This is a genomic window from Blautia sp. BCRC 81119 (assembly GCF_003184505.1).
In the GTDB taxonomy this organism is placed as follows: domain Bacteria; phylum Bacillota; class Clostridia; order Lachnospirales; family Lachnospiraceae; genus Blautia_A; species Blautia_A fusiformis.
This window is the reverse complement of record NZ_QJHD01000006.1, coordinates 163601-176022: the sequence shown is the minus strand read 5'-3', so window position 1 is coordinate 176022 and position 12422 is coordinate 163601. Positions and strand designations below refer to the sequence as shown.

Genomic DNA, 12422 nt, shown 5'->3' with positions numbered 1-12422 from the left:
AAGACAACCGTTTGGCTATCTCTCGTTTTTACTGCTTTTGGTTTGTTTAAACCGTTCTTTAAATGTAAAGAAATTTTCGAGAATCGTATGTGTTTCACTGTTTAGTTATCAAGGTTTGTGTTGTCTGTCTCTCAGACAGCTCGTTTATTTTATCTCATCTCTTTTTGTTTGTCAAGCACTTTTTTAAGTTTTTTTCAAACATTTTTGAGTTAAGATTTTGTTGTCGCTTCGTTGACGACTTGGATACTTTATCATATCTTCTGTCTTTTGTCAACTACTTTTTTATTTTTCTGAAAGCAGATGTATTTATCTGTTTCTTAAAAACAATTCGTTCCTAACAACTCTGATAGAATAGCATTTTTTCCATTACCTGTCAACATATTTTTTACATAAATTTCATTTTTTTCTAAAAAACGTATTTTTGCGCCAAAAACCGCATTTCACAGACATGTCACCACCTGTATCCTGGTGCTTTTCCGTCTGCAAAATGCGGTTTCTTTTATCCACCATAAAATATTCCTGTAAAAATACGGATAAAAATATTTTTATCATAAAGAAAATCCAGTACTGTATCGCCCCGGATCAGTCCCAGGCCTTTTTGCCCTATTTCCGTGTTGCATAAAATCGTAAGTACCAGCATTCCGACCCATACAAAAACAATACACTTCATGCCTCCTACTACGGCGCCGGCTATTTTGTTGATCCCGCGAATGACCGGCAGTCTTGCCAGGAGATCCATGGCATACGCCAGCACATGGATCAGGATTGAGGAAAGTATGTATGATACCAAAAAAGAAAGGCAGTTCACTGCTACATTGGCCAGATATCCGGAAATATACCCTGCAAATGTATTAACCGCCAAATATTGATACACCAATACCGTATTATTTTCTGTTATTCCCTTCTGGAGGAGATCCGGAATATCCATGCTGCTGATCAACGCCTTCTGTTCCGCCTCATCCATGGTTTCTTTCCCATCTGCCAGAGAATCCACAAATGATCCGCTGGCAGTCTGGATTTTTTCATAAACAGACGTATTCTCACGTATGAACTGATTCACATAAGGATTGATCAGCCATACCAAAGCAACGGAGATCAGAACCAGCAATGCAGATACTACTTCTTTCACAAAGCCATGCCTGTATCCATCCACCATGGAAAAGGCAAGCAGGACCAGCACAGCCAGTCCAAGCCATGTCCAGTTCATATCTGCCCCCTTAACTGAATTTTATGGTGCTGACACCTGTATCCAGTACCATAAGATATTTATTCCATCCGATCTTAAAGAAATCCCGGATCGTTCCATCTACATTTCCGGCATATTTCTGTACACCACGGCTGTTCATCACGCAGATCTGCGAGCTGTTATACATAATGATATTATCTTCGCTCATTTTTATAGTCGTATATGGAATATTGAAATTTTTACGGAATTTCAGCTGTCCGCTCATATTATAGACTTCCATTGTATACAGATCATCTTTATTATTATTTTTAAATACCAGGCCAATCCTGTCATCACTGAAAAATGTACTTACGATCTCCTGTTTTACATTGACTGTTTTGCTTTCTTTGGGGATCTGATTTCCCTGGTAAGTAGAAAATCCGTCATCTCGCAAAGCAATATACTTACTGTCACTGATACATTCCACCTGCGGGATCACTACATTCTCATAGGTATAACCACTTACGATCCGATCATCCTCATTCTGCCCTACATCCCCATAATTATAAAATGCCACATAGCTGGTAGTCTTGCTTCCATCAACATACTGGAATGTTACCATCATCACTCCGTTATCAGACACTGCTACATCCATGGGATATCCCGGATCATCGATCTTAGTTAGGTTTTCCGCGACCAGACTGCCATCCGGATTATAAAAATTGATCCAGGTATTATCATCATTGTCCAGGATCACTGCAACCATTCCATTCGATGCGATCCGCACTTTTACAATAGAATAAGACGTTGTTACAGTTCCGGTCACACCTTTTTTGTCGCAGATATAAAGCGATGTTCCCTCGCTGTCTGCAACAACCGCCCTGCTTCCATTCACATCTGCAATAGGATTCTGCATTGTATAGGTTTCGTTCCAGATGGTATTCATGCTGTTGTCCACAACAGATACTCCATCAGGACTGTATCTCAGGATATCTCCATCCATGTCCACATACTGTGTGGAAACAACATCTTCCTGTTCGCTTGTATTTAATACTTTATAGCTGTGATAGCTTCTTTTTTCTGCATAGAGAAAAACCAGGCAGACTGCAGCAGCGATCACTGTCGCTGTGATCACCTTTTTTCCCTTTCTTGAAATTCTTCGGCGATGAGAAGTTCTCCCGTAGTGAGAGCCTTCCTGCGCAGCCTGTTCCTGTGCAAGCCTGGCTTTTTGCCTCATCAGCTTTTTGCGCTTTTGTTTTTTCTGTATTTTTTTTATGATATTCACAACCGTATCCCTTACCTTAAGTATTTTATTTTGTAATTGGTTTTCCAGTTATTATAGCACACTCCATCAGGGTAGTACAATTACCTGCCCGGGATAAATGATCTCATTGGCAGAAATTCCGTTTAATGCACAGATCTGCTCCATCGCCGCTACAGTACCATAGCGGTTGAGACTGATCTGATACAAGGTGTCTCCCGGGCGGATCACATAAGTTTCTCCAGGATTTCCTGCAGCCACTGAAGTCTCTTCTGTTTTTTTCTCTTCTGTTTTATTATCCTTTTTTTGCGTTGCTTCTGAAACAGACTGTTTTTTTGAACTTCGAGGTTCCGGTGTTATTGAGATTTTTTCTCTTTTCTGCATGGTTTCCGTCGGGACCGGAGTTCCCCGCACAGCTTCCTGCGTCTGTACCGGTTTTTGTGTTTGCACCGGTTTCTGCGTCTGCACCGCCTTTGGCGAAACCGATACACTCCGCACCGGTTCTGTTACTGCAGGTGTCATCTGCACCACCGAAGCAGAAGCAGCGCGATAATCTTCCGGAACCTCTGTTTTTTCCTGCTGATTCCGATAAAAGCCCACTCCAGCCACAAGAACTGCCAATGCCAGACACACCGTAGCCGCATAAGAAAAAACAGAAGTTTTCTCTTCTCCCTGTTCCTCCGGATTTTTACTATCTATGATCTTTCTGAAATTTCTGACAGCCCTGTCCTCCACTTTCTCGGATGCTTTTCCGCCCTCTTTCTGGCTGCGTTCAATCATATACGTCTGCATCTGAGAATTTTTCTCATAATAAATATAATACCCGCTCAGTTTTGCCATCATGCCGCCATCATAACGGAAAAAGGCATCCTCCCGTTCTCCAGGATCCATCAGCATCAGGATCTTTTCCCCTCCGAAATGTCTGAGATGTACTTTCACAAAAAGCTCCGTGATCTCCATTGCTATCTGAGGCTGTGCAAAAAACCATCCCACGATCTCCTGCTCCGGAAAATACTGATCCTTATCCTCCTGCAGTTTCTGCCAGAGTTTTTCCGAAAAGTCAATATGTTCTGCCGCAGCCTCCATGCCGTCTGCTGCAATGGCACCTTTTATAAAAATACAGGTCATATCTGCAGTCCATTGAATTTCACCTGTAAGTACCGCCACACTTCCCTGGCCTTCCGGCTTTTCATCTTCTGCCAGGCTGCAGAGAAATGTGTATACATAATCTTCTATATAAATCCTGTAATCTCCGTTCGCCAGCCCGATCTGCCTTACATTTCTAGGCATGGAAAACGATTCCTGTGCGGCTTCCTGTTCTGTTGTGTCCTCCTTATAAATGACTTCTATCATCTCATATCACTCCTTCTGTCCAAGCATAGCACAGTAAAAATGCGGATTTTAGCAGAATGTAAGAGTCTGTCCACAGAATTTAGCGACAGATTCCGCACCATGCATATTTTTCCTTTTTTCAGGATATGATAGAGTGAAAAAAGAATCGAGGTTTCTCATGGCTTTTTACATTGATGCCGGAAAAAACGGTTCATCCGGCGAGATTGCTTATCTTCTGAAAAAATGCATTCTTCACTGTCCTAAAAAATGGACTGAGATCGTGTTTTTATGCATTGGCAGTGATCGTGTTACCGGAGATTGTTTAGGCCCATATATCGGACACCTTCTTCATCCTCATGAAACCGGACATATTTTTGTCTACGGCACTCTTTCCTGCCCGGTCCATGCCCTGAACCTGGAAAAAACTTCATCGCTTATCACAAGGCTTCATCCACACGCCCTCGTGATCGCCATAGACGCTTCTCTTGGACAAAAAAAACACCTGGGCTATGTGACCATTGGAAATGGTGCACTTTACCCAGGTGCTGGTGTTCAGAAAGATCTTCCACCTGTAGGGGACATCCATATCACCGGCATTGTAAATACTGCCGGAATCATGGAGCAGCTTACCCTGCAGACTACCCGGCTCTCCACCGTGGTAGCACTTGCAGATGTGATCGCCTGCGGGATCCTTAAGATACTTCCTGCAGAAACAGACTTATCCCCTGTTGATCTTGATTATGCGAACTCCTTGATCTGCTTATAGATACCCTCTGCATCGAGACCGTATTTATGAAGAAGCTCTAATGCCGGACCGGACTCACCGAATACATCATGGATTCCGATACGTTTAACCGGTACCGGTGCCTTCTCAGCCAGGCACTCGCATACAGCTCCGCCAAGACCGCCGATGATGGAATGCTCCTCAACAGTTACAACCTTGCCGGTTTCTTTGGCAGCTGCAACAACAAGGTCCTCATCCAGAGGCTTGATGGTATGGATATTGATCACTTTTGCATCGATTCCGTCTGCTGCAAGCTTCTCAGCTGCTTCAAGAGCCGGTGCAACGCAAAGTCCGTTTGCGATGATGGTAAGATCTTTTCCCTCGCGGAGAACGATGCCCTTACCAAGCTCAAATTTATAATCCGGTCTGTCATTGATAACCGGAACAGCAAGACGTCCGAATCTCATGTATACCGGTCCCTGATGCTCGTAAGCAGCAGCAACCATAGCTTTTGCTTCGATATCATCAGAAGGACTTGCAACGACCATGCCCGGAATCACTCTCATCAGGGCAAAATCCTCCAGGCACTGATGTGTGGCGCCATCTTCACCTACAGAAATACCGCCGTGAGTTGCTCCGATCTTTACATTCAGCTTCGGATATCCGATGGAGTTACGAACCTGCTCATAAGCACGTCCCGCTGCAAACATTGCAAAAGTACTTGCAAAGGGAACCTTACCTGTGGAAGCGATTCCTGCTGCAATACCCATCATGTTGCACTCTGCGATACCGCAGTCAATGTGACGCTCCGGGAATTCTTTTTTAAACATACCTGTCTGTGTAGCTGCAGCAAGGTCAGCGTCAAGAACGATAAGATCCTCGTGTTTTTTTCCTAATTCTATGAGGGCACTGCCGTAGCTTGCTCTCGTTGCGATTTTCTTTACTTCTGACATAATGCTTCACCTACCTTCTCCAGATCTTCCATTGCCTGTGCATACTGCTCAGCATTCGGAGCTTTTCCGTGCCAGCCTACTGCGTTCTCCATGTAGGAAACGCCTTTACCTTTTACTGTTTTCATGATGATAGCTGTCGGCATACCCTTTGTAGCTCTTGCCTCATCAAAAGCAGCCTTCAGCTGATCCATATCGTTGCCGTCCGCAACATTGATCACATGGAAATTGAAAGCTTCAAATTTCTTGTCGATCGGATACGGGGAGCATACATCTGCAATGTCACCATCGATCTGAAGTCCATTGTTATCTACGATCACAACCAGGTTGTCCAGTTTACGGAAGCCTGCGAACATAGCTGCCTCCCACACCTGGCCTTCCTCGATCTCACCATCACCCAGCAGTGTATATACTCGATAGTCATCATTACTGAGTTTGGCAGAAAGAGCCATACCTGCTGCTGCAGAGATTCCCTGACCAAGAGAACCACTGGACATATCAACGCCCGGAATATGCTTCATATCCGGATGTCCCTGAAGATAGGAGCCCAGATGACGAAGTGTTTTCAGATCCTCTTTTGGAAAATATCCTCTCTCTGCAAGTACAGAATAGAGTCCCGGTGCTGTATGTCCTTTGGAAAGGACAAAACGGTCACGGTCTGCCTTCTTAGGATCCTTCGGATCGATGTTCATCTCTTCAAAATATAAATAGGTGAACACGTCTGCTGCAGAAAGGGATCCGCCCGGATGGCCGGCCTTTGCTGCATGGACTGCTGTTACGATATCCTTGCGGACTTCGTTGGCAACTTTCTGAAGTTCTAACTTATCCATGTTATAAATGTCTCCTTTTTAGTGCCCTGCTGTTCACAGGGAATTTGTATATAAAAGAGGTTTCGATCACTCACCGAATACTGCCTTGTAATCAGCCTGAAATTTAGCGATACCTGCATCTGTCAGCGGATGATGTGTCATCTGCTCAATTACCTTGAACGGTACCGTAGCGATATCTGCGCCTGCAAGTGCACATGCAGTTACATGCATTGGATGACGAACGCTTGCTGCGATGATCTCTGTCGGGATATCTGCAACTGCAAACATCTCAGCGATCTGCTGGATCAGCTCAACGCCATCTGTGGAGATGTCATCCAGTCTTCCAAGGAACGGAGATACATATGTAGCACCTGCTCTTGCTGCAAGAAGTGCCTGGTTAGCAGAAAAGATCAGAGTAACGTTTGTCTTGATCCCATCAGAGGAAAGAACCTTAACTGCCTTCAGTCCCTCTGTTGTCATAGGAATCTTAACAACCATGTTCGGATGGATCGCTGCGATCTCACGTCCCTCACGGATCATTCCCTCAGCATCTGTTGTGGTAGCTTTAACCTCACCGCTGATCGGTCCGTCAACGATCGTTGTGATCTCTTTGATCACCTCGTTGAAGTCTCTTCCTTCTTTGGCGATCAGAGACGGGTTTGTTGTAACTCCACAGATAACTCCCATGTCATTTGCTTCTCTGATATCCTCTACTTTAGCTGTGTCGATAAAAAATTTCATTGTTTTTTCCTCCTGTTTACGTTCGTTCTTTTTCTTGATGATTCCATTATAACAAACTCATTGCGGGGGTCAAGGCACCTGCTTTTTATTAATAAATCTTTTATTAATAAAATAACATTTTATTAATAGTGCCTGTCAATTTTTTCACCCAAAACAGCTTCTTTCCATTTTCCTCAATTCGAATATCGCCGTAATTATCGTAGCTAACAAGGTTTCTATTCAAATGTGTCATGGAAACTCTCTCTATATATTATTATTAATAATTTTTGCGCCATTATTTATTTTTCTGTTCATCAGACTGGTTTCTGTCCAGTCTTACATACCCCGTCGTGCGGCGCGTGATCAGCTTCGGGGTATATTCGATATTATACAGGCTGGCAGGTCTTTCATCCAGGTAAAATTTATCATTCATGTCGATCTTACGGATGATGATGTCACAGGCATCTCTTCCCTTCAGCGCAACAAAATGATCAATGGTTGTCAGGGAGATCCTGCGGATGCCGGAATAAAAAATATTGTCGCACCCTATGACAGAAACATCCTTCGGAACGTGTATCCTCATTTCATGCAGCGCATCAATGGCGCCTATGGCCATCATGTCATTCTGTCCTGCGATAGCCGTAAATTTCTGTCCTTCCTGGAGAAGCTCCATAGTCAGCTCGTAGCCCATGGCATACTCGGAATCCATCCGCGGGATTTTTCTGTCATTGGACTCATCTGCCGCCTTGATGAGCACATGATCCTTTTTTCCCTCTTTTTCAAACTCGCGAACAAAGCCCTCCACACGCTTGGAGCGCTGCCACTGCCGTCTGGTAAGTGGCGGCGTGATAAATGCCACATCCGTGTGCCCCAGATCAAGAAGATGTCTGGCCATCAGCCTTCCTACCACTGTGTTGTCCTGATTGATAGCATCTACCGTGGTTGTTTTTTCCTTGTTGCTGATGATGACCAGCGGTGTTTCTTTTGCGATCTTTTCTACCTGATGCTGGAAATCCGGATGAGGATTGCAGGTATAGATGATCCCTGCCGGCCGCATGGTCTGCATCATACGGAGATATTTTTCTTCCAACCCCGCATCGCGCTGGGTGTTGCAGATAAATACCCCATATCCCTGCTCATTGGCCACAGTCTCGATCCCTTGAAGCAGCAGTACATAATAGGGACTGGTGAGTGTGGGGCAGAAAACAACGATCAGCTTTTCTTTTCTGTCAGCTTTGTGTTTCCGACGTCCGGGAAGCTCATAGCCAAGCTCTCTGGCCGCCTGCTCCACCCGCTCCACAGTTTCTCTCGAAAAAGAAACATTATATTTCCGGTTCAGCACCATGGATACCGTTGCCTGGGAAACTCCTGCGCGTGCTGCCACATCCGATGAGGTTGCTTTCTTTTTTGCCACCAGTCTCACCTCCTTTATAATCTGGGGAAATTTCCTGGCTGCTTATCACTTTTTGCAATCCCTCAGGGAATTTTTCACCTGATCCGGTTATAGTTCCACTCTTCCTTCCAGTGCCCGGAGAAGTGTCACCTCATCAATATACTCCAGATCACCGCCCACCGGAACTCCGCTGGCGATACGGCTTACTTTGATCCCGGTCGGTTTGATCAGCTTACTGATGTACATAGCTGTCGTTTCGCCTTCAAGACTGGAATTGGTTGCCACAATAACTTCCTTTACATCCCCCTGAAGGCGCTTCATCAGTTCCTTCAGTTTGATATCATCCGGCCCGATCCCAAGCATCGGGGAGATTGCACCATGAAGTACATGATATACACCGTCAAATTTACCTGTTTTCTCATATGCTGCCAGATCCCTGGTATTCTCAACCACCATGATCGTGCTGTGATCCCTTTTGGGATTGGCGCAGATCGGACAAAGCTCCTGATCTGTCAGCGTGTAACAGCACTTACAGTACTGAACATTCTGCCTTGCATCGGTAATGGAGGCGGTCAGCTGCTCCACCTGGTCCTTCGGCATATTCATGATATGAAATGCAAGACGCTGGGCAGATTTGGCTCCGATCCCCGGAAGATGGGAAAGCTGCTCAATAAGTTTATTGATATGGCTGCTGTAATATTCCATCAGAAAGGAAGACCTCCGCCAAGACCGCCAAGGCCGCCTGTGAGTTTGGACATCACTGCTGCTGACTCGGACTCAACCTGACGGAGCGCCTCATTTGTTGCTGCCGCGATCATGTCCTCAAGCATCTCGATATCATCCGGATCTACCGCTTCCTCGGAAAGTGTGACCTTTGTTATTTCACGTTTACCGGAAACTGTAACGGAAACAGCTCCGCCGCCTACTGTTGCTGTAAACTCTTTTTCCTCAAGAGCTTTCTGGTTTTCTTCCATCTGACGCTGCATTTTCTGCGCCTGTTTCATAAGATTATTCATGTTTCCCGGCATACCCATGCCAGGAAATCCACCTCTTTTTGCCATAATACTTTCCTCCTGTTTTTTGTTTACGGATTTATGACTCCTCATCCGGGTCTTCTTCCACTACGATATCCATGTGGATATTCTCCCGAAGTGCATCGTCTACTGTGATCTGCGCGAGATTGGTGTGCTGATGTTTGTTGGCTACCAGCATATGTATCTCCACGCTCTTGCCTGTCCGGGCAACAATAATGTCCTGAAGCTCTTTCTTCGCCTCCGGATTGTCTACATAATTCATCCCCAGAAAATCCTGGAATTCCACATAAAGGATGGGATCTCCTGTTTCTCCGTTATACTTGGGGACTGCACGCTGCAGGGACTGCTTGAAAAGTCCGGTAGTCTGACCCACGATGGCACGCCAGCCTGCCACGATCTTCTGAAGATCCTCAGGAGCTGCCTTCTGTGGTTTCTGCTGCTGTACCGTTGCTGTACCGGTCACTGCCGCCCCCGGTTCCCCGGCTCCACCGGCCTCGCTCTCCCGAACGATCACCTGCTGCACAGGCCGTTCCTCCATCTGTTTTTCCAGGACACGAAGCCTGTCAAGAACAGAGTCCAGATTTGTCTCCATGGCCGGTCTGCACAGCTTGATCAGTGCGATTTCCACCAATACACGCTTCTGGCTTGCAAAACGGATCTGATTGGACAGATCGGAAAAAATACGAATGTAACGCATCAGCGTCTCCACATCTGTCATCCCGCTCTCTTCCTTCAGAAGCTTCAGATTCTCAGAAGAAACATCAATGGCTTCCTCCGGATTTTCGGAAGTCTTCACAAGCAGAAGATTTCGCATATACCAGGTAAAATCTGATACAAACTGTCCCAGCTCCCGGCCGCCTGTGATCAGGTCCTCCAGCACATGGATGGAACCTGTCACATCGCCGGAAAGAACCTTTCGGAGAAGTCTGCTGAATACCTCTGTATCCACAGCTCCCAGAACATCCAGGACTTTATCATAAGTAAGCACCTGTCCCAGATAAAAGGAAATACACTGATCCAGAAGACTCAGGGCATCTCGCATGGACCCGTCGCCTTTTTTTGCCACATAGCGTACAGCCTTCTCCTCTGCTTCCACCCCTTCTGCTGTCAGAAGCTCGGAAAGTCTGGCAGCAATGGTATCAATGGATATCCGGTGAAAGTCATAGCGCTGACATCTGGACAGTATTGTGATCGGTATCTTGTGGGCCTCTGTAGTCGCCAAGATAAAAATAACATAAGAAGGCGGCTCCTCCAATGTTTTCAGAAGAGCATTAAATGCACCTGTTGAGAGCATATGCACCTCATCGATGATATAAACCTTGTATTTGCCCTCTGTTGGACGATAAGCCACTTCCTCACGGATCTCACGGATGTTATCAACACCGTTGTTGGAGGCTGCATCGATCTCGATCACATTCATGGCAGTTCCCGCCTGAATGGCCTTGCACATGGCACATTCATTGCAGGGGCTGCCATTTACAGGATGTTCACAGTTTACTGCCTTCGCCAGGATCTTTGCAACCGTAGTTTTTCCGGTACCACGCGTTCCGCAGAACAGGTATGCGTGTCCGATACGGTTCGCCTTGATCTGGTTGGTCAGTGTTGTCACAATATGGTCCTGTCCTTTTACATCGTCAAAATTGTCGGGACGAAATTTACGGTAAAGAGCAGTATAACTCATAAAACTCTCCTTCTCTTCGCCACAGTCGCCGCGGAAAGACTCCCGCGGCGGCCAGATGACTCATAATTCATTAATCGCCAAAACTGATTCCGATCTGTTTGGCTGCTTTTACAAGCTGATCCTTTGGAGATACCATCTTCAGCTTGCCTGCGCATTCAGCAAGAGGAACCCTCTTGATCTTGCCGTTGATGACACCGATCATAACACCGTATTCCTCATCCATGATCGCCTGCGCTGCACCGGCACCGATCCTTGTGGAAAGAACGCGGTCATATGCACATGGCTCTCCGCCTCGCTGCATATGTCCCGGAACTGTGATACGTACCTCACTTCCGGTCACCTGCTGGATCTGGTCTGCGATCTCATAGGATACAGACGGATATTTCTTCGCTCTTTCCGCAAGCTTTTCTTTGTATTTTTTCTTCGGAAGCTCTGCATCTTCTTTTGAGATAGCTCCCTCAGCTACTGCAAGAATGGTAAAACGCTTGCCTGCCTTGTTACGCTTCTGGATGGCTTCTACAACCTTATTGATATCGTATGGGATCTCCGGGATCAGGATCACATCTGCTCCGCCTGCAACACCGGCATTCAGTGTAAGGCTTCCGACCTTATGTCCCATGATCTCAACAATAAATACACGTCCATGAGATGCAGCTGTTGTATGGATGCAGTCAATGGCATTTGTTGCGATCTCCAGAGCGCTCTGGAAGCCAAAGGTCATATCTGTACCCCAGATATCATTATCAATGGTCTTCGGAAGATGGATGATATTCAGGCCTTCCTCGCGGAGAAGATTGGCGGTTTTCTGCGTTCCGTTTCCGCCGAGGATCACAAGACAGTCAAGACAGAGCTTATAGTAAGTCTGTTTCATGGCCTCAACCTTGTCCAGTCCCTTCTCATCCGGAACCCGCATCAGTTTGAATGGCTGTCTGGATGTTCCGAGAATAGTTCCGCCCTGAGTCAGGATTCCGGAAAAGTCCCTGGCTGTAAGCATACGGTATTTCCCGTAGATCAGTCCCTTATATCCGTCATCAAATCCATAAACCTCAAGGTTCTCAACGCTGTTGCTCAGACCCTTTACAACGCCTCTCATGGTTGCGTTCAGTGCCTGACAGTCACCACCGCTTGTCAGCAGACCGATTCTTTTAATCATAGCGTCCTCCATTCTGTGCCCTCTTATGTGCACATTTTATTTGTTGCTGTCTGCATATAAGACAGATATTCCACCTGACGTATTTCTGCAGAACAACTACTGTATCCTCTCTTTTCACAGAGTTTTACACAATATAATATTATAAAGCATTTTCAGGCAGTGTACAATAGCCAAAAAAGCACGAAAACAGCGAGTGTATT

12 protein-coding genes are annotated in these 12422 nt (G+C 45.9%); 1 reads left to right on the top strand and 11 read right to left on the bottom strand.

The annotated features are described in order from the left end of the window. Positions 1-499: 499 nt before the first annotated feature. The 3 genes from DMI82_RS05730 to DMI82_RS05720 form a co-directional block, all read right to left on the bottom strand. Complete coding sequence (locus tag DMI82_RS05730) at positions 500-1207, bottom strand: CvpA family protein (RefSeq protein ID WP_110102775.1); 708 nt, start codon at positions 1205-1207, stop codon at positions 500-502. Positions 1208-1217: 10 nt separating this feature from the next. Further along, on the bottom strand, positions 1218-2450 hold the full coding sequence (locus tag DMI82_RS05725; RefSeq protein ID WP_242981815.1) for a DUF5711 family protein: 1233 nt from the start codon (positions 2448-2450) through the stop codon (positions 1218-1220). A gap of 66 nt (positions 2451-2516) precedes the next feature. Next, the gene (locus DMI82_RS05720; RefSeq protein WP_110102774.1) at positions 2517-3779 is read right to left on the bottom strand and encodes a LysM peptidoglycan-binding domain-containing protein; all 1263 of its coding nucleotides are present in this window, start codon (positions 3777-3779) and stop codon (positions 2517-2519) included. A 157-nt stretch (positions 3780-3936) separates the two neighbouring features. Here DMI82_RS05720 and yyaC point away from each other — a divergent pair, with 157 nt between their 5' ends. Continuing rightward, entirely contained in the window at positions 3937-4524 is a 588-nt protein-coding gene (yyaC, locus tag DMI82_RS05715; RefSeq protein WP_022426512.1) for a spore protease YyaC, read from the top strand. Here yyaC and DMI82_RS05710 read toward each other — a convergent pair. From DMI82_RS05710 to DMI82_RS05675, 8 genes are all read right to left on the bottom strand, one after another. Beyond that, positions 4497-5435: a transketolase family protein gene (locus DMI82_RS05710; protein WP_015525670.1), complete on the bottom strand. Its 939-nt coding sequence runs from the start codon at positions 5433-5435 to the stop codon at positions 4497-4499. The two genes, yyaC and DMI82_RS05710, sit on opposite strands and share 28 nt — an antisense overlap. Further along, complete coding sequence (locus DMI82_RS05705) at positions 5423-6262, bottom strand: transketolase (protein ID WP_110102773.1); 840 nt, start codon at positions 6260-6262, stop codon at positions 5423-5425. Before DMI82_RS05705 ends, DMI82_RS05710 begins: the two co-directional genes overlap by 13 nt. 66 nt (positions 6263-6328) lie before the next feature. After that, positions 6329-6982 (bottom strand): fructose-6-phosphate aldolase, encoded by a 654-nt coding sequence (gene fsa / locus DMI82_RS05700; RefSeq protein ID WP_110102772.1) that lies wholly within the window; start codon positions 6980-6982, stop codon positions 6329-6331. A gap of 274 nt (positions 6983-7256) precedes the next feature. Continuing rightward, the gene (locus tag DMI82_RS05695; RefSeq protein WP_110102771.1) at positions 7257-8375 is read right to left on the bottom strand and encodes a LacI family DNA-binding transcriptional regulator; all 1119 of its coding nucleotides are present in this window, start codon (positions 8373-8375) and stop codon (positions 7257-7259) included. A gap of 87 nt (positions 8376-8462) precedes the next feature. Beyond that, positions 8463-9059 carry a recombination mediator RecR gene (recR, locus tag DMI82_RS05690; RefSeq protein ID WP_015525667.1) on the bottom strand — a complete coding sequence of 199 codons (597 nt, stop codon included), beginning with the start codon at positions 9057-9059 and terminating at the stop codon, positions 8463-8465. Then, complete coding sequence (locus tag DMI82_RS05685; RefSeq protein WP_015525666.1) at positions 9059-9415, bottom strand: YbaB/EbfC family nucleoid-associated protein; 357 nt, start codon at positions 9413-9415, stop codon at positions 9059-9061. The genes recR and DMI82_RS05685 overlap by 1 nt, the downstream gene beginning before the upstream one ends. A gap of 31 nt (positions 9416-9446) precedes the next feature. Further along, positions 9447-11069, bottom strand: a complete 1623-nt coding sequence (gene dnaX / locus DMI82_RS05680) for a DNA polymerase III subunit gamma/tau (RefSeq protein ID WP_110102770.1) — start codon at positions 11067-11069, stop codon at positions 9447-9449. A 70-nt stretch (positions 11070-11139) separates the two neighbouring features. Next, a complete protein-coding gene (locus DMI82_RS05675; protein WP_021977972.1) occupies positions 11140-12222 on the bottom strand; it encodes a 6-phosphofructokinase in 1083 nt (360 codons plus the stop codon). Between the last annotated feature and the right edge of the window lie 200 nt (positions 12223-12422).

Bases quoted from the DNA above. Each gene is read 5' to 3' on its own strand.
- DMI82_RS05730 (WP_110102775.1), bottom strand. From the start codon at position 1,207: ATGAACTGGACATGGCTTGGACTGGCTGTGCTGGTCCTGCTTGCCTTT.
- DMI82_RS05720 (WP_110102774.1), bottom strand. From the start codon at position 3,779: ATGATAGAAGTCATTTATAAGGAGGACACAACAGAACAGGAAGCCGCA.
- yyaC (WP_022426512.1), top strand. From the start codon at position 3,937: ATGGCTTTTTACATTGATGCCGGAAAAAACGGTTCATCCGGCGAGATT.
- DMI82_RS05710 (WP_015525670.1), bottom strand. From the start codon at position 5,435: ATGTCAGAAGTAAAGAAAATCGCAACGAGAGCAAGCTACGGCAGTGCC.
- DMI82_RS05705 (WP_110102773.1), bottom strand. From the start codon at position 6,262: ATGGATAAGTTAGAACTTCAGAAAGTTGCCAACGAAGTCCGCAAGGAT.
- fsa (WP_110102772.1), bottom strand. From the start codon at position 6,982: ATGAAATTTTTTATCGACACAGCTAAAGTAGAGGATATCAGAGAAGCA.
- recR (WP_015525667.1), bottom strand. From the start codon at position 9,059: ATGGAATATTACAGCAGCCATATCAATAAACTTATTGAGCAGCTTTCC.
- DMI82_RS05685 (WP_015525666.1), bottom strand. From the start codon at position 9,415: ATGGCAAAAAGAGGTGGATTTCCTGGCATGGGTATGCCGGGAAACATG.
- dnaX (WP_110102770.1), bottom strand. From the start codon at position 11,069: ATGAGTTATACTGCTCTTTACCGTAAATTTCGTCCCGACAATTTTGAC.
- DMI82_RS05675 (WP_021977972.1), bottom strand. From the start codon at position 12,222: ATGATTAAAAGAATCGGTCTGCTGACAAGCGGTGGTGACTGTCAGGCA.